This window comes from Alkalibaculum bacchi (assembly GCF_003317055.1).
Lineage (GTDB): Bacteria > Bacillota > Clostridia > Eubacteriales > Alkalibacteraceae > Alkalibaculum > Alkalibaculum bacchi.
Map to the genome: position 1 here is coordinate 1 of NZ_QNRX01000013.1, position 17074 is coordinate 17074.

The following is a 17074-nucleotide window of genomic DNA, read 5'->3' on the forward strand; positions in this document are numbered from 1 at the left end:
CTTAGAACTTAGAACTTAGAACTTAGAACTTAGAACTTAGAACTTAGAACTTAGAACTTAGAACTTAGAACTTAGAACTTAGAACTTAGAACTTACAACCACAAAGTTGACTCAAGCTCTTGCTCTAGTAAATTGTTCATTGTTCAATGTTCATTGTTCAATAAAAAAAGCTCACGCAATGCGTGAGCTTTTTTTAAAAGGGGTTCTTATGAGAAAAAGGGGTGTTTTCTATAAGATTTAAGGGGTTGCATATATGTGATAAACTCATTATAAGCCCCTATTCTGCTTATTTCAACAAATATGCAATAAAAAACAATTGTAAATGTTTGCAAGTTTATTGAAAATGATTACACGTTTAAGGTGGTAAGATGGTAAGGTGGTAAGGTGGTAAGCAAAGTCGTAAGCCACCAGTGGTGGCAAAGGTTTTATTTATAACTTAGAACTACAAATGGTTGGACGGGAAAAACTTTTAGCTGAAAGTGGAATGCGGAAAGCGGACTTTTAAGGAAATGTGGAGTTGATAATATAAAATAAACTTTCCCTTTATAAATATTCATAAGTTTTATATAATAATAGTATGAATAATAGATTCTCATTGTGTTGTTTTGTGAATATAAATTTGTTATAATCGAAGAAATTGTTGGAGGGATTAGGATGAAGATGGATGCAGAGAAAGAAATAGGCAAAATTGACATATCTGAAGATGTGATAGCTTCTATTGCTAGTTTGGCCACTATGGAAATAGATGGAGTGGTAGAAATGGTAGGAGGTTTGACTAAGGACATTGCAGCAAAGCTGAGCAAAAAGTATCCAGCAAAGGGCGTTAGGATCACTAGAGATGACAGTGATATTAGCGTAGATTTGTTCTTAGTTCTAAAGTATGGGGTGCAAATTCAAGAGATTGCCTTCCAGGTACAAGAAAAAGTTAAACACTCTATCGAAGTTATGACTGGTTTTAATGTAGTACAAGTAAACGTAAATGTAGAAGGTGTACAATTAAAATCAAATGAGTAAGAACAACCCCTTAAATGATTTTAAGGGGTTGTATCATGTTTGTGCAAGAAAGTGCCTACGGTGCATTAGTCGCTAGTCATTAGTCTTTAGCCGCTAGCATTTGGGTATTCCTTTTGGGTCAAGATCCGTCTTACAGGTCAAAGATTCAATCACATATAAAGAGAGCTTAAATAATATCTAAATCCAAAAGCAGAATTTTGCTATTATAAAATAAAGATCCGAAGGCTTTTTGCCTTAAAATCATATATCGTCTAGACTATAGGAGGAGCGAATGAGTAGAAGTTATGCAAGAGAAGTAGTATTAAAGGCCATTTTTCAAAGAGATTTCCAACCGGATCAAACGGAAGGAATGTATTTGGACTACATGAATCAATACGATTTAAAAGAAAATGATGCAAAATACGCAAAGGAAATGATTAGCGGCATTATAAACAATATAGAGGCTATTGATAAGATTATTAATTCCTATCTGGTAAACTGGGAAGTAAACAGATTAAATAAGATTGAATCAGCTATACTTCGTTTGGCTACACTAGAGCTTATAGAGCAAAAAGATATCCCGGCGCCTGTATCCATTAGTGAAGCCATTCAGCTTACGACGAAATACAGCGATATGGAATCGGTAAAATACATTAATGCAGTATTAGAAAAAATCGCAAAAAATGAAGGAAAAGATAAGTTGACGGTGAATAAAGATGAAGATGAGAAGCCTAACCGTCAGTAAGTTAAACAGCTATATAAAGAGCTTGTTTAGCAATGATGGGATTTTAAGCAATGTTTCTGTAGAAGGGGAAATTTCTAATTACAAAGAGCACTCTTCAGGTCATTTGTATTTTTCATTAAAGGACCAAGAAAGCAGAATTATGTGCGTTATGTTTAAAGGAAATACTACCCACTTAAACTTTAATCCAGCTGATGGCAAAAGCGTAATTGTAAAAGGATATGTAAGTTTATACGAAAAAACAGGTCAATACCAGCTATACGTACAAGATATGGAGGTGAAAGGCGAGGGCGATCTTTATCTGCAATTTGAAAAATTAAAAAGACAGCTTTATGAAAAAGGTTGGTTTAATCAAAATGTAAAAATGCCTATTCCCACTTATCCTAAGAGAATAGCCATTGTAACCTCTAAGACTGGTGCAGCTATTCGAGATATCATATCTGTCATCACTAGGAGAAATCCTACAGTGTCTTTGTATGTGTATTCTGTTTTAGTACAAGGGGAAAACGCTAAATATGATATTGCAAGAGCCATAGAAAAAATTAATGAGACTCAGGCCGCCGATGTAATTATCCTAAGCCGCGGAGGAGGCTCTATTGAAGAGCTATGGGCTTTTAATGAATTGATTGTTGCACAGAGCATATATCGTTCAGAAATCCCAATTATTTCAGGAGTAGGCCATGAGACAGATTTTACTATTGCTGATTTTGTAGCAGATTTGCGCGCCCCTACACCTTCAGCTGCAGCAGAACTTGCAGTGGGATCTTTAGTAGAATTAAAGGAAAGACTCTATACCTACAAAACCACAGTATACAAGCAAATGCTACGAAAATTGGAAATAGAAAAAAACCATTTAACTCAGATAAAAAATCATTACACTATAAAAAGGCCTTTAGACATATTGTATCAGTATAGGCAACAGTTGGATTTATATGAAAACCGATTAGAAAACATTTTAAAGAAGACCATTCACGAAAGAAGAGTTCAACTATTAAATTATAAATCTCATCTCAATGACCTTTATAGTCAAAACCAAAATGGTTTTATAGAAAATATAAGGGGAGAGCAAGTTAAAAGTGTAAAAGAAGTAGAGATGCATGAAGAACTTATCCTTCGCCTTAAAGATGGTCATTTAAAAGTAAAAATCGAAGAAATTAACGAGGGATTTTATGAAAGAAAAAACATTTGAAGAAAATATTAAGAGAATCGAAGAAATTATAGAACTGCTCGAAGAGAATAAACAGCCTCTAGAGATGACTACAACTTTATTTGAAGAAGCAATGAATAAAATTAAAAATTGTGAAAATGAGCTCGATGGAGCAGAAAAGAAAATAAATAAAGTTATGGTTATGGAGATAAAACAAGATGGAAGTACAGATGAGGAATGGAGAAGTATAGATGATTGATGATTATTTAAACTCAAGGACTACAGAGATAAATCATAATTTAAGAAATTATATGACTCTTTTGCCTGATTATATCCCAGAACGATTAAAAGAAGCCATGGAATACAGCTTGTTTGCAGGTGGAAAACGTTTAAGACCTATATTTTTATTAGAATTTGCGAAAGCCTTTGGTGAGAATATAGAAAGGTGTATTCCCCTTGCCTGTGCAATTGAAATGATTCATACTTACTCATTAGTTCACGACGATTTGCCTGCTATGGATAATGACGACTATAGAAGAGGAAAACTCACAAATCATAAGGTGTATGGAGAAGATATGGCCATTTTAGCAGGAGATGCCCTACTCAATTATGCTTTTGAAATCATGATAAATGCTGGCTTAAGTTTAAGTGGACAAGAGCAAATACATTACTTAAAGGCAGTAAATGAAATTACAAAAGCTGCAGGCCCTTCAGGAATGATTGCGGGGCAAGTAGCCGATATTGCCAATTGCAATGAAGATGGAAGGAAAGAAACTCTAGATTTTATCAATACTTACAAAACAGGTTCGCTTTTAAAAGCTAGTATTTTAGCAGGACCTATAGCTCAGGGAGCATCTCAAGAGACAATAGATGAGCTGTCTCAGTACAGTGAAAAAATCGGACAGGCTTTTCAAATCGTGGACGATATATTAGATGTCATCGGAGATCAACAAAAAATAGGAAAAAAGATTCACAGCGACGAAAAAAACAACAAAAAGACCTATGTAGATCTTTATGGCATTGAAAAATCCAAAGAAATTGTAGACGGATTAATACAAGAGGCTTTTACTCACTTGAGAAAGTGTAATGTAGACAATCAGAATATTGTGGATTTGACGAATTTTGTATGTAAGAGAGAGTATTAAAAGCAGGTGGTCAGGTGGTCGGGTGGTCAGGTGGTCAGGAAAAACGACCTCGCCTTTAGGCGAGGCAAGATCCTTCGTCGCAAACTCCTCAGGATGACTGAGGCAGGGGCTAGGGACATAAAAGCTATTAGCAACCAGCCATCAGTATTTTTGCTACTTGTGGTAGCGTAAATATTTTTTAGTCAAAAAGTGGAAAGTTTCAAATGGTTGGACGGTTGGTTCGTTGGAAGCGAAAAACAAAACTCGCCTATAGGCGAGTATGCTTTTGCTGACCACCTTACAGCTGACCACCTTACAGCTGACCACCTTACAGCTGACCACCTTACAGCTGACCACCTTACAGCTGACCACCTTACAGCTGACCACCTTAAAGAAGGAGTTTTGCATTGAACGAAAGATTAGATGTGTATTTATATGAGCAAGGTTATTTTGATAGCAGGGAAAAGGCTAAGAGGATGATTATGGCGGGGAATGTCATGATTAATGGGCAGCGCAAAGATAAACCTGGTGAGCGAATGAAAGAGATCAATAAAGTAGAAATTAAAGAAAAAGAGATAAACTACGTAAGCCGTGGAGGATTGAAATTAGAAAAGGCTATTGAAGTCTTTCAATTTGATGTAAAAAACAAAATTGGAATGGATATTGGAGCTTCTACTGGTGGGTTTACGGATTGTATGCTTCAAAATGGGGCAGTAAAAGTCTACGCTATCGATGTAGGATATGGTCAATTAGACTATAGACTAAGGCAAGATTCAAGGGTAATTTCTATGGAAAGAAAGAACTTTAGACATATGACTTTTGACGAAATTGGAGAAGAAGTAGATCGAGTGACTATGGATGTATCTTTTATTTCTATTACAAAATTATTAGATAATGTACGTTTGTTTTTAAAAGAGTTAGGAGAAGGCATTGTATTAATTAAGCCACAATTTGAGGCCGGAAAAGAATTTGTAGGAAAAAATGGAATCGTAAGAGATAGAGAAGTTCATAAAAAAGTTCTCCTAGATATTATAGAAGAATTGCAAAAAAAAGGCTTTTCCATATTAGGTTTAGATTTTTCTCCTGTAAAAGGCACAAAGGGAAATATTGAATACATTTGTCACATAAGAAAAGAAAATATAGAAACGATGGAAAAGATAGACTACTATGAGCTAATTGAACGAATTGTATCCTCTTCACATGAAAATTTGGATTAGATAGATAAGCTAGGAGCGTAGAAAATGAAGGACATAGGTATTTATTTAAATACAATGAAAGAAGATAGCTATTATTATGGTAATTATATTATAAATCAATTATATAGTATGGGCGTTCATACTTACACAACCCAAGAGATTAATGACAAATTAAAAAATAAGAAGGCAATAATAGATGAAGAGTTTCTCTTTGATAAGACCCAGTGCATTATCGTATTAGGCGGCGACGGTACTATGTTGGCAGCCGTTCGAAAAAGCTCACATAGACATATTCCCATTATAGGCATTAACTTTGGAAAAATTGGATTTTTAACAGAGGTAGAAGAAAAAGATATTGACATTACATTGGATCGTCTGATAAAAAAAGAATATACCATTGAAAAACGAATGATGTTAGAAGTAGATCTAAATAATGGAAGTGAGTGCTGTCTTGCTCTAAATGATATCGTTATAAGTCGAGGGTCTGATTCTAGGCTCATTACCATGAATACTTATATTAACGAACAACTAGTAGAAGCTTATAGAGCTGATGGTTTAATCATATCTACACCAACAGGCTCTACAGCCTACTCTTTAGCAGCAGGAGGACCTATAGTAGAACCAGAGTGCAATGTTATGGTCCTAACGCCTATATGCCCCCATTCTTTACACAATAACAGGAGCATTATACTCAATGGCTCAAAACAAATAGATGTAATGGTAGTGGGTAAAGGGGATGAACACAGTGTGGCTACAATAGATGGTCAGATTTTCATCAATTTAGAGAGTAATAAAAGGGTGACCATTCGAAGGTCTTCTTCAGAAGCACACTTAATAAAATTCAATGAAAACAACTTTTTTGAAGTATTGCGATATAAGCTTTCTGAGAAAAAATAGGGAGAGGGAGATTTTTTGAAAATCAGTAGACAATCAAAGCTTCTTGAAATTATAGAAAATGACCCAATAGAAACCCAAGAGGAGTTAGCGCGTAGGTTGAAAGAAAGCGGTTTCAATGTAACACAAGCGACTATTTCTAGGGATATTAAAGAACTAAAAATTATTAAGGTACTTAACGAGGAAGGCAAATATCACTATGCTCCATTTAGAGATACGAACTCAGAAGGTAATGAAGTCAATGAACGAATTGTCAATGTCTTTAGAGAAGCGGTAATCAGCATAGATTATAGTGGGAATATGATTGTGCTCAAAACCTTATCAGGAACGGCTATGGGCGCAACAGCTGCTATAGACGCTATGGCGTTACCAGATGTAGTGGGCTGTATAGCTGGCGATGACACCATATTTGCTTTAGCCCGCAGCGAAGACAAAGTAGCTAATTTGGTCACAAGATTTCGAAAGATGATGCGATAAAAGCGTAGCCTGGGGGCATTGCTCTAGGGTCCGTTTTAAGTTCTAAGCCATAAGTTCTAAGTAAAACCAATAGGTCACCATTGGTGACTTCATTTCTTACAACTTAGAACGTACAACTTATAACTGCAATTCGCATAAGCGAATTGCTTGGAGGTTTTATATATGTTACTTGAGCTAAATGTTAGAAATTTTGCCCTTATTGAACATTTGAATATCCAGTTTATAAATGGATTTAATGTCATAACTGGTGAGACTGGAGTTGGAAAGTCGATTATCTTAGATGCACTTACTATGTGCCTTGGGAATAGAGCTAGTAAGGATATTATTCGAAAAGGAAAAGATAAGATGACTTCCCAAGCCCTTTTTTTTATAGAAAATCCTCGAGGAGATCTTTTGGATTTTCTTCACAATTTGGGAATAGAAGATGTGAATAATATCATACTAACTAGGGAAGTTACTAAGAGTGGTAAAAGCATAGCTAGGATTAATGGCTTATTAGTTAATGTAAATGACCTTCGCACAGTAGGATCTTTGTTAGTAGATATACATAGTCAAAGGGAGCATCAATCTCTTTTAGATAAAGGAAAACATATAAAAATACTAGATGAATACATTGGTAGTGAAGTAAAGGAAAAAATAGATATATTAAAGAGTAAGCTATCCTCTTATAACAATTTAATGAAAAAAAGAGAGCGCATTATCAAAGAAGAAATGCAAATGGAAAGAGAAAAAGATCTCTTGGATTTTCAGTCAAAAGAGCTTTCAGACTTTCAATTAAAAGAAGGAGAAGATGAGATTTTAGAAAGTGAGTATAAATTGTTGAGCAATGGGGAAATGATTTATAATTACAGCAATCAAGCTCATGAAATGCTGTATTTAAATGAAGAATCCATATACAATCAATTGTCTGTTATCATTGATTTCGTAGAAAAAATACAAAGGATAGACCCAAAGATAGAGACAGATGTGCAACAATTAAAGGATGCTCGACTCTTAATAGAAGATACCTCTTTTTCCATAAGAGAATATAAGGATCAAATTCATTTTGATCAATTTGAATTAGAAAATTTAAATCAAAAAATAATAAAAATGGATCAATTAAAGAAAAAATACGGACCTGAGATAAGAGATATTTTAAAATATAAAGAGTATTTAAGGGAAAGACTAAATATAATAGAAAATAGAGAATATATATTAGAAAAAATAGAAGAAGATTTGAAACGAGCAAAAGAAGAATACTTAAAGGTCGCTAAAGAAATTTCGTCCATACGAAAAAAATATGCTCAAATTTTTGAAAAAAAGATTACTGCGGAGATTAAAGAATTAGCTATGGACAAGGCAATATTTAAAGTTCAACAAAGAATAGATAGGGACAAGTTTCATACAACAGGAATTGACGATATTGAATTTTATATAAAAAGCAATGTTGGGGAAGACTTTAAACCTCTGATAAAAACTGCCTCAGGCGGAGAATTATCTCGAGTGATTTTAGCCGTTAAAAGCGTAATCAATCTAACAGATCCTATAGATACGTTGATTTTTGATGAAATCGATACGGGTATTAGTGGCAGAAGTGCTCAAGTAGTAGCTCAAAAAATGGATGGCATTTCTAAATCCACTCAAGTAATCTGTATTTCTCACTTGCCACAAATTGCTTCTATGGCAGATGCCCATTATAATGTAAAAAAAGAAAGTAAAGGAGAGTATACGTATACCATTTTTAGCAAATTAAATTTTGAACAACGCTGTGTAGAACTTGCCAAAATGACTAGTGGTGCGGAAGTGACTCAAAAAAGCATTGAACATGCAAAGGAAATGTTATCTATGAATGGTAAAAATAAATGAAGGTACAAATACTTACCTGCTTCAAAACAGAATAGTAAACATGGTCAAGGAGAAAATAGACTTATACTCTAAAAGGAGGTGAGGTTCTTTCGTGAGAGAGAAATTAAGCCGAAAGAGAATAAGTCTTTTTTTTATTTGTGTTACCCTCGTATTTGGTGTTTTATCTCTTGTAGTATGTAGTTATTTTGTACCACGTGAGTTGTACTTATTAAAAGGCAAAGACAGTGTTATTGAATATGGCTTGCCGGTAACAGTGAACATAACCAGTGAAAATAACGAAATATTACAAGTAAATGGAAATATTGCTACAGAATACGATGTAAAATTAGATGAGCCTGTTACTGTTAAAAGCGACGAGGCAGGTATCGTCGATTTAAAATTAAAGATTTTTGGAATTTTACCAACAAGTGTACAAGTTAAAGTTTTACCAGATCTCAAATTATACCCAGGTGGACAATTAGTAGGAGTAAAGCTTGAAACAGAGGGTGTAGTAATCGTTGGGTTACAAGAGTTAGAAGGGGCAGATGGAGGAATGTATAATCCAGGTGACGAAGCAGGTTTAATGCTTGGAGACATACTGTATAAGGTTAATAACAAAAATGTCAATACTGCAGAAGAAGTAATCCAACAAATCAATAATTTAGATAAAGAAACAGTAAAAGTAGAGATTTTGAGAAATAAAGAAAAAAAGAGTCTCGAAATCTCACCCGTAAAATGTAAATCAGACGATCAATATCGACTTGGCTTATGGGTAAGAGATAATACGGCAGGGATCGGTACGATGACGTTTTTTGAAGGTGTAACCAATAAATTTGGCGCTTTAGGTCATCCTATAACGGATATAACGACAAATATTACTATACCAGTAAAAGATGGTTCGATAGTATCGTCTAAAGTTCTATCTATTTTACCAGGAAAATCTGGAACTCCTGGCGAGATTAGAGGGATTTTTTATAATGAAGATAAAACCCTAGGGCACTTATCGAAAAATACCGAAAACGGTATCTTTGGTAAACTGACAGAAAATCTTAAAAATGAACAGTATAGTAAGCCATTAGAGATAGCCCTTCAAAATGAAGTGAAAGTAGGACCAGCAAAGATATTAACAACTCTTGAAGATAAAGTAGAATCTTTTGATGTGTATATTGAAGAAGTGAATAAACAAACTCAAAAAGATGGCAAAGGTATGGTAGTTAGAGTAACAGATGAAAGGCTTCTCAAAGAAACCGGTGGAATTATACAAGGTATGAGTGGAAGTCCTATTATACAAGACGAAAAGATTGTAGGAGCAATAACTCATGTCTTCGTAAATGATCCTACAAAAGGATATGGAATCTTTATTGAATGGATGCTCGATGAAGCTGGATTAGTTGTTGTCGAATAAGTGAAAAAAAGATAAGAAATGTAAAATCTGACGTTTTTCATAGGAAAAAGCTGGTAAACAGAGAAATATATTATATAATGAGAGAAAATAGTGGGGAAATTAATTTATTATCAAAAAGGGGGACATTTGAGTGAAACTACATACAGTAGTCATTGCAGATGACAATAAAGATTTTAATAATTTAGTGGGAGATTATATTGATAAAGAAGGCACCTTTGAAGTAGTTGGAAAAGCTTACAATGGAAATGAATTATTAGAGATAGCGAAAAATGAAAAGCCAGATATTATTATATTAGATGTAATTATGCCTGAATTAGATGGATTAGGTGTACTAGAAAAAATCAATAATGGATTTTTACCTTATGAACCCAAGATTATCATGCTATCCGCTGTAGGACAAGATAAGATTACAAAGAGAGCTATGGCCTTAGGAGCAGATTATTATATTGTAAAACCATTTGAATTAGATTCTTTAGTCAATCGAATGCGCCAATTAGTAGACAATACTTTTGAATTTGACAATGAGGTTCGAAAAGAATTTGTCAATGAAAAAGGGGTAAAGAAAAATTTTCAATATGAAATTACGACCATACTACATGAAATTGGGGTTCCTGCTCATATTAAAGGTTATATGTATTTAAGAGAAGCAATACAAATGGTCATCGATGATTTAGATTTTTTAACAGCAGTTACTAAGGAATTGTATCCATCTATCGCCCATAAACACAATACTACAGCAAGTAGAGTAGAAAGAGCCATTCGCCATGCAATTGAAGTGGCATGGTCAAGAGGTAGGGTAGAGACCATTGATAGTATATTTGGATATACGATCGATAATCACAAAGGGAAACCGACAAACAGTGAATTCATTGCTATGGTTGCAGATAAATTAAGATTAGAAAATTACCATTTTGCTCAATTTTAATTTTTATCAGTGTAAAAAATCTTTATGTTAAAAAATCAAAAGGTGATATTCCAAAGTATAAATTACTTGTTCTTACATGAATACTAAGGTGTTTTTTTATGTATTTCTTTGTAAAGAGAATACCCATATGCTACAATTAAATAATACATAAAGTTTAGCATGCGTTTATAAATACGTATGCTACTTTAGGCTAATTTTTTATTTTATTAGGAGGAAAAAATGAAAGAACTAGTAAACGTAGGAGTATCAAACAAACATATTCATTTATCTCAAGAACATTTAGAAATACTATTTGGAAAAGGTCACAAGCTAACACCTATGAAGGATTTATCTCAACCAGGACAATTCGCTTGTGAAGAAAAAGTTGATGTTCAAGGACCTAAAGGCACAATTAAAGGCATTCGTATATTAGGACCTGTACGAAATGAAACTCAAATTGAAGTTGCATTAGGTGATACTTTTGCATTAGGAGTAAAAGCACCTATTCGAAACTCTGGTGATATTGCAGGTTCTGCAGGAGCTAAAATCATTGGACCAAAAGGTGAAGTAGAAATCAGCGAAGGTATAATCGTTGCTGCAAGACATATTCATATGAGCCTTCAAGATGGAGAAGACTTCGGCGTAAAAGATAAAGATCTTGTTAGCGTAGTTACAGAAGGCGAAAGAAGCCTACAATTTAACAATGTACTAGTAAGAGTAGGAGCAGACTATGCACTAGATATGCACCTAGACATGGAAGAAGCAAACGCAGCAGGCTTAAAAAATGGAGACCAAGTAAAGATAGTAAAATAAGCTACCAGTGGCCAGTTATCAGCCACCAGCACTACGCCACCGTTGGTGGCATTTTTTATTAAGTAGGAAAGTCCTACTTTTTCTCCTAACTTCTGTCAGTCATCCTGAGCAAAATCGAAGGATCTCACCAATCTTATATTAGAGAATATACTTCTATACAAACGTACACCTTAATCCCTAAATTGTGAGATCCTTCGTCGCTTTGCTTCTTAGAATGACTACGGTAGTTTAGTAGAGACGGTTTTATGTAATTATATAAAGAGTTCCGCTATCTGCATTCCGCTTTCTGCCTTTTCAAAACTTTACACCATAACATTTCTAATGTAAAATAAAAAAGTACGAAAAAATCAAACTACAAAATAAAAGAGGAGGTGTCCTATGCCAGATCCTATAGCTTTTGAAATTTTTGGATATTCTATTCGTTGGTATGGTGTTTTAATATCTTTGGCCATGCTCTTAGGAGTATCTATAGCTCTAAGGCGTGGAAAAAAGAAAAACATAATTGGAGATGATTTGCTCGATGTCCTTATTGTGGCGATTCCTTGTGCAATTCTTGGTGCTAGAATATGGTATGTGCTTTTTAGTTTAGACTATTATTTAAAAGTGCCTAGTGAAATCATAGCCATATGGCACGGTGGTTTGGGTATACATGGTGGTATAATAGGTGGCATTTTAAGTGGATATATTGTGTGTAAACACAAGAAAATAGACTTTCTTACGGCATTAGATGTAGTAGCGCCGGCTTTTCCATTAGGGCAAGCTATCGGTAGGTGGGGCAATTATTTTAATCAAGAAGCATATGGGAGAGAGACTTCCCTTCCATGGGCTATTACGGTAAATGACCCCGTAAAAGGGCTTATACAGGTTCATCCTACTTTCTTTTATGAATCCATATGGAATTTGCTCGTCTTAGGATTACTCTTAATCTATGAGAGAAAATATAAAAAATCTGAAGGAGAGCTTATAGCTCTATATGCCATTGCCTATTCGATAGGAAGGTTCTTTATTGAGGGACTTCGCACAGATAGCTTGTATTTTATGGGACTGCGTACAGCACAGTTAGTGAGTATTGGGGCAATCATTATTGGAGCCTTGCTTCTAGCCAGATTAAGAAAAGGTACTAAGAAGATGTAAAGTAGAATAGAAAAAGACATGAATAAAACAGGGGAATTGCATGTCGTATTTTGTCGCAAAAAGAAGACTATTTAAAAAGTCTTCTTTTTTTTTATTTTTCAAACAGATTGAATCTTGTTTAAAGTGGGTAGGGGTGGTATAATGTGGTTAAATGTGGGGAGAAAATGGGGTGAAGTGTGTGTTTATTGGAGAGTATCAACATAATATCGACGATAAAGGCAGACTTACTATGCCCTCAAAGTTTAGAGAAGCATTAGGTGAAAGCTTTATTCTCACAAAAGGTATGGACAAGTGTTTATTCATTTTTCCACGTGATGAATGGTCCACATTTGAAGAAAAATTAAAAACCCTACCCATCTCAAGTAAAGACGCAAGAGCATTTACTCGTTTTTTCTTTGCTGGAGCTGCTGAATGCGAATTAGATAAGCAGGGAAGAATAATGGTACCTTCTAATTTGCGAAATTATGCAGGCGTTTCTAAGGAAACGTATATTATTGGTGTTTCCAGTAGATTAGAAATATGGAGTAAAGAAAATTGGGAAGACTACAATGAAGACGACGACTTAAGTTACGATGCCATAGCAGAGAAGATGAGCATGTTAGGCATTTAAAAGAGGTGGAAAGATGGAATTAACACATACTTCGGTCTTATTAGAAGAATGTATACAAGGATTAGAAATTAAAAAAAATGGAATTTACGTAGATTGTACTTTAGGCGGAGCAGGGCATAGCAAAGAAATTGGTAAAAAATTAGGCCCTAATGGAACCCTTATTGGAATCGATCAAGATGATTACGCTTTAAAAAAAGCAAAACTACGTTTAGAAAACTTATCTTGCAAGAAAAATCTTGTCAGAGATAATTTTCAAAACATCAAAGAGGTCTTAAAGACACTAAGCATTGAAAAAGTCGATGGTATTTTGATGGATTTAGGCGTATCCTCTTTTCAATTAGACGATGGAGACAGAGGGTTTTCCTATAATCAAGATGCCCCATTAGATATGAGAATGGATAAGAGAAGTCCTTTTTCTGCTTATGAATTAGTCAATGAATACGACGAGAGAGAACTTTTTCGAATCATCAAATCCTATGGGGAAGAAAAATTTGCTTCTAGGATAGCTAGAGAAATCATTAAAAGTAGAGAATTATCGCCAATTGAGACTACTGGCCAATTAGTGGACATTATAAAAAAATCGATACCTGCTAAGGCGAGAAGGGAAGGCCCTCATCCTGCAAAGAGGACTTTTCAAGCCATACGCATTGAAGTCAATAGAGAACTTGAAATTTTAAGGGACGCAATAAAGGATTCTGTTTCTGTATTAAATCCAAATGGTAGAATTTGCATCATTACCTTTCATTCTTTAGAAGACCGGATTGTAAAACAGACTTACAAAGAATTGACAAATCCTTGTACATGTCCTCCTGATTTCCCCCAATGTATCTGCGGAAATGAACCTATTGTAGAAATTATTACGAGAAAGCCAATTTATCCTTCGGAAGAAGAATTGATAAATAACCCCCGTTCAAGAAGCGCAAAGCTGAGAATTGCAAAAAAAATATAGTATAATTTGTATAGGAGTGAAATATGATGGTAATATCAGAGAAAAGAAAATATAATGTGTATTTAGAGGAAGATTCAGACATTACAGTAGCAAAAATAAGAGATAAATACGAAAAGAAAAAACCAAGAAAAAAGACTATGAAGCCTGTTTCTAAATTAGGTTATCTTTTTATAGTTGGTCTATCTTTTATACTCTGTACCATGCTCCTAGGACAGCATGCTAGAATCAATACCCTAAACAATGAAATTATTAGTTTAGAAGGAGAACTAAAAGAAGTTCAAATGCTTAACGACAGCAAAGAAGGTTCCTTGCTTTCAAGCTTTGATTTAGATGCAATTGAAAAGACTGCAAAAGAAGAACTGGGAATGGTAGAGCCTACTCCTGAACAATATACATATTTAGCAGTAGAAGACTCAAGCTTAAGCGCAGACGCTGCTGAGGAAGAACATTCAATACAAGAAGCCCGAGCTGAAGGATCGTGGTTCACGAGACTCATTGACTAATTGGAGGGGATGACTTGTCCATATATCATTTGAGAAGAAGAAAAAGGCTTATTTTTGCCTTTTTTGTTTTTGCTGCATTATTTCTTGTTTTAGCCATTAGATTAACATCTATTCAGGCTTTTGATTCCATCAATCTTACGGATGAACAAATTGATCAGTTGATGGGAGAAATTCCTCTTACGGCAACGAGAGGAGATATATACGATAGAAATATGAATATACTCGCAAAAGATGCTTCTGCTAGTGCTATTTATGTTAGACCTAAAGATGTAAAAAAACCAGAAGAGATAGCTGACTATTTAAGCGAAGTACTTGAATTAGATCGGGAAAAACTATACAAAAAAATTACGGATAAAAGCCAATGGATATCTTTAATCGAAAGAAAAGTAGATAACGACATTGCCTTTGATATTCGAAATAAAAAGTTTAAGGGTGTCGAGATTTCAGAAGATAAAAAGAGATATTATACTAACGGCAATTTTGCCTCTTATGTATTAGGATTTACAGGTACAGATCATCAGGGGCTTTACGGGATAGAGAGTGTATTCAATAATGTATTAAGCGGTGAAGATGGAGTACTAGTATACGAAAAAGATGGCTTAAGCCAAAAGGTAGCATCTGGTTATCAAGTTCGAATTAAACCAGATGAGGGGGATAATGTAGTCCTAACGATAGACAGCATCATTCAGCACTTTCTAGAATCTCAATTAGAAAAGACTATGGACGAATTTGACTCAAAACGAGTTATCGCCATTGCAATGGATCCCAGTACTGGTGAAATACTAGCAATGAGCAGTAAACCAGATTACAATTTAAATGATCCAAGAACCGTTTCTAAACTCTTTGAAAGCAAAATGTCTACAGAGTTAGAGGGGATGGATTTAGGAAAAAAGCAACTGGAAATGTGGAAGAATCCAGCTGTTACTTTTAACTACGAACCAGGATCTACCTTTAAACCAATTACGGCTGCAGCAGCTCTAGAAGAAGGTGCAGTAACTGCTCAAACTAGTTTCTTTGATAAAGGTTATATTATAATAGACGGCCAACAAATAAAATGTCATATCTTCCCACGAAGTCATGGTTCACAAACTTTTGTAGAAGCCGTTGCCAACTCTTGCAATCCAGTCCTTGTAGAGACCGTCATGCGCATGGAACCAGTAACTTTTTATAGATACATATACAATTTTGGCTTTGGAGACCAGACGGGAATACAATTAGATGGAGAACAGGCAGGAATCGTGCCAAATAACAACGATAAGCTCATTAATTATGTGCCTAAATCTTACGGGCAAGGTATTTCTGTTACACCTATCCAGCTCATTAGTGCATTATCTGCTGTTACTAATGACGGCAAGTATATGCAGCCTAATATTGTTAAGTACATACTTTCAAGTGACAATAACGAAATTATAAAAGAATACAAACCAGAACAAATTCGACAAGTAGTATCTGAAGATACTGCCAATATCGTTCAAGATATTCTAAAGCTAGTAGTATCTAATTCAGAAAATTTATCTAGTATGTCTGCCTATAAGATAGGTGGCAAAACAGGAACGGCACAAAAGATCATTAATGGTGCTTACGCTAGTGGATTGTATATTACATCTTTCTTTGGATATGCTCCAGTAGATGATCCAAAGATTGCTGTACTCTATATCGTTGATGAACCAAAGGGTTATGGTGTATACGGAAGCAATACAGCCGCACCTCACGCCATTGAATTTATGAACAATACTCTAGATTATCTAAATGTGCCAGGAGGCCAAGGTGAGAGTTTAGAAGATAGCAGTATCGTGCCAGATTTGAGAAATCAAGAATTAGATTTAGCAAAAGAGGTTTTAAATTATCTAAAATTGAAATATGAAATAGCTGGAGAGATTCAATCTGGCTATATTGTAAATCAAGATCCTATGCCAGGTGAGCTCATTAAAGAAGATACTGTTATCAAATTGACTTTAGGAGAAGAGATTACACAAGAGAAAGAAGAAGTAGTCACTGTGCCAAATGTCATGGATATGACTGTGCAACAGGCAAACGAAACACTAAGTCGAGTTGGGTTAAAACTTGCCATAACAGGAGCTGGTGGAGTGTCAACTCAACAATCTCCACTGGCTGGAGAACAAGTTCAAAAGGGCTCAGAAATTGTAGTAGAGTTTAAACCTTTAGAATGATAAAAAGCCTTGACTCTGTCAAGGCTTTCCTTGTAAATAGGAAAGTTTTATTTTTAACTCTAGTTCCTGCTTAAGTCTAGAATACAGGATTGGATCTTGACATGCTCCTGTTTTGTCATCCTGAGCACCAGCGAAGGATCTTGACCCAAAAGGAATACCCTAATACTAATGATAAAAAGGATAATTTC

General features: G+C 34.8%; 17 protein-coding genes. All 17 read left to right on the forward strand.

Annotation, left to right across the window (positions count from 1 at the left end; all coding sequences use genetic code 11):
- Window positions 1-654: 654 nt before the first annotated feature.
- The 17 genes from DES36_RS10000 to DES36_RS10085 all read left to right on the forward strand — a co-directional run bounded on the left by DES36_RS10000 (window position 655) and on the right by DES36_RS10085 (window position 16886).
- Window positions 655-1014 carry an Asp23/Gls24 family envelope stress response protein gene (locus DES36_RS10000; protein ID WP_113921066.1) on the forward strand — a complete coding sequence of 120 codons (360 nt, stop codon included), beginning with the start codon at window positions 655-657 and terminating at the stop codon, window positions 1012-1014.
- 271 nt (window positions 1015-1285) lie between these two features.
- Entirely contained in the window at window positions 1286-1738 is a 453-nt protein-coding gene (gene nusB, locus DES36_RS10005; RefSeq protein ID WP_113921067.1) for a transcription antitermination factor NusB, read from the forward strand.
- On the forward strand, window positions 1710-2924 hold the full coding sequence (gene xseA, locus DES36_RS10010; protein WP_113921068.1) for an exodeoxyribonuclease VII large subunit: 1215 nt from the start codon (window positions 1710-1712) through the stop codon (window positions 2922-2924). The genes nusB and xseA overlap by 29 nt, the downstream gene beginning before the upstream one ends.
- On the forward strand, window positions 2905-3141 hold the full coding sequence (gene xseB / locus DES36_RS10015; protein ID WP_113921069.1) for an exodeoxyribonuclease VII small subunit: 237 nt from the start codon (window positions 2905-2907) through the stop codon (window positions 3139-3141). Before xseA ends, xseB begins: the two co-directional genes overlap by 20 nt.
- Entirely contained in the window at window positions 3134-4027 is an 894-nt protein-coding gene (locus DES36_RS10020; RefSeq protein WP_113921070.1) for a polyprenyl synthetase family protein, read from the forward strand. The genes xseB and DES36_RS10020 overlap by 8 nt, the downstream gene beginning before the upstream one ends.
- A gap of 386 nt (window positions 4028-4413) precedes the next feature.
- Window positions 4414-5223 carry a TlyA family RNA methyltransferase gene (locus DES36_RS10030; protein ID WP_113921072.1) on the forward strand — a complete coding sequence of 270 codons (810 nt, stop codon included), beginning with the start codon at window positions 4414-4416 and terminating at the stop codon, window positions 5221-5223.
- A gap of 24 nt (window positions 5224-5247) precedes the next feature.
- Entirely contained in the window at window positions 5248-6099 is an 852-nt protein-coding gene (locus DES36_RS10035; RefSeq protein WP_113921073.1) for an NAD(+)/NADH kinase, read from the forward strand.
- Between the two features lie 15 nt (window positions 6100-6114).
- Window positions 6115-6573 (forward strand): arginine repressor, encoded by a 459-nt coding sequence (locus DES36_RS10040; RefSeq protein ID WP_113921074.1) that lies wholly within the window; start codon window positions 6115-6117, stop codon window positions 6571-6573.
- Between the two features lie 162 nt (window positions 6574-6735).
- Entirely contained in the window at window positions 6736-8418 is a 1683-nt protein-coding gene (recN, locus tag DES36_RS10045) for a DNA repair protein RecN (protein ID WP_113921075.1), read from the forward strand.
- Window positions 8419-8509: 91 nt separating this feature from the next.
- The gene (gene spoIVB / locus DES36_RS10050) at window positions 8510-9802 is read left to right on the forward strand and encodes a SpoIVB peptidase (protein WP_113921076.1); all 1293 of its coding nucleotides are present in this window, start codon (window positions 8510-8512) and stop codon (window positions 9800-9802) included.
- Between the two features lie 130 nt (window positions 9803-9932).
- The gene (gene spo0A / locus DES36_RS10055; protein WP_113921077.1) at window positions 9933-10727 is read left to right on the forward strand and encodes a sporulation transcription factor Spo0A; all 795 of its coding nucleotides are present in this window, start codon (window positions 9933-9935) and stop codon (window positions 10725-10727) included.
- 219 nt (window positions 10728-10946) lie between these two features.
- Complete coding sequence (gene pduL, locus DES36_RS10060; RefSeq protein ID WP_113921078.1) at window positions 10947-11519, forward strand: phosphate propanoyltransferase; 573 nt, start codon at window positions 10947-10949, stop codon at window positions 11517-11519.
- 378 nt (window positions 11520-11897) lie between these two features.
- Entirely contained in the window at window positions 11898-12653 is a 756-nt protein-coding gene (lgt, locus tag DES36_RS10065) for a prolipoprotein diacylglyceryl transferase (RefSeq protein WP_113921079.1), read from the forward strand.
- Between the two features lie 178 nt (window positions 12654-12831).
- Complete coding sequence (gene mraZ / locus DES36_RS10070; RefSeq protein WP_113921144.1) at window positions 12832-13263, forward strand: division/cell wall cluster transcriptional repressor MraZ; 432 nt, start codon at window positions 12832-12834, stop codon at window positions 13261-13263.
- Window positions 13264-13276: 13 nt separating this feature from the next.
- Window positions 13277-14212 carry a 16S rRNA (cytosine(1402)-N(4))-methyltransferase RsmH gene (rsmH, locus tag DES36_RS10075; RefSeq protein ID WP_113921080.1) on the forward strand — a complete coding sequence of 312 codons (936 nt, stop codon included), beginning with the start codon at window positions 13277-13279 and terminating at the stop codon, window positions 14210-14212.
- A gap of 23 nt (window positions 14213-14235) precedes the next feature.
- The gene (locus DES36_RS10080; protein ID WP_146953635.1) at window positions 14236-14715 is read left to right on the forward strand and encodes a hypothetical protein; all 480 of its coding nucleotides are present in this window, start codon (window positions 14236-14238) and stop codon (window positions 14713-14715) included.
- 14 nt (window positions 14716-14729) lie between these two features.
- Window positions 14730-16886 (forward strand): penicillin-binding transpeptidase domain-containing protein, encoded by a 2157-nt coding sequence (locus DES36_RS10085; RefSeq protein ID WP_113921082.1) that lies wholly within the window; start codon window positions 14730-14732, stop codon window positions 16884-16886.
- Window positions 16887-17074: the final 188 nt, after the last annotated feature.

Coding starts and splice junctions, on each gene's coding strand:
- xseA (WP_113921068.1), top strand. CDS start 1,710: ATGAAGATGAGAAGCCTAACCGTCAGTAAGTTAAACAGCTATATAAAG.
- recN (WP_113921075.1), top strand. CDS start 6,736: ATGTTACTTGAGCTAAATGTTAGAAATTTTGCCCTTATTGAACATTTG.
- xseB (WP_113921069.1), top strand. CDS start 2,905: ATGAAAGAAAAAACATTTGAAGAAAATATTAAGAGAATCGAAGAAATT.
- DES36_RS10020 (WP_113921070.1), top strand. CDS start 3,134: ATGATTGATGATTATTTAAACTCAAGGACTACAGAGATAAATCATAAT.
- nusB (WP_113921067.1), top strand. CDS start 1,286: ATGAGTAGAAGTTATGCAAGAGAAGTAGTATTAAAGGCCATTTTTCAA.
- rsmH (WP_113921080.1), top strand. CDS start 13,277: ATGGAATTAACACATACTTCGGTCTTATTAGAAGAATGTATACAAGGA.
- DES36_RS10035 (WP_113921073.1), top strand. CDS start 5,248: ATGAAGGACATAGGTATTTATTTAAATACAATGAAAGAAGATAGCTAT.
- DES36_RS10000 (WP_113921066.1), top strand. CDS start 655: ATGAAGATGGATGCAGAGAAAGAAATAGGCAAAATTGACATATCTGAA.
- lgt (WP_113921079.1), top strand. CDS start 11,898: ATGCCAGATCCTATAGCTTTTGAAATTTTTGGATATTCTATTCGTTGG.
- DES36_RS10080 (WP_146953635.1), top strand. CDS start 14,236: ATGATGGTAATATCAGAGAAAAGAAAATATAATGTGTATTTAGAGGAA.
- pduL (WP_113921078.1), top strand. CDS start 10,947: ATGAAAGAACTAGTAAACGTAGGAGTATCAAACAAACATATTCATTTA.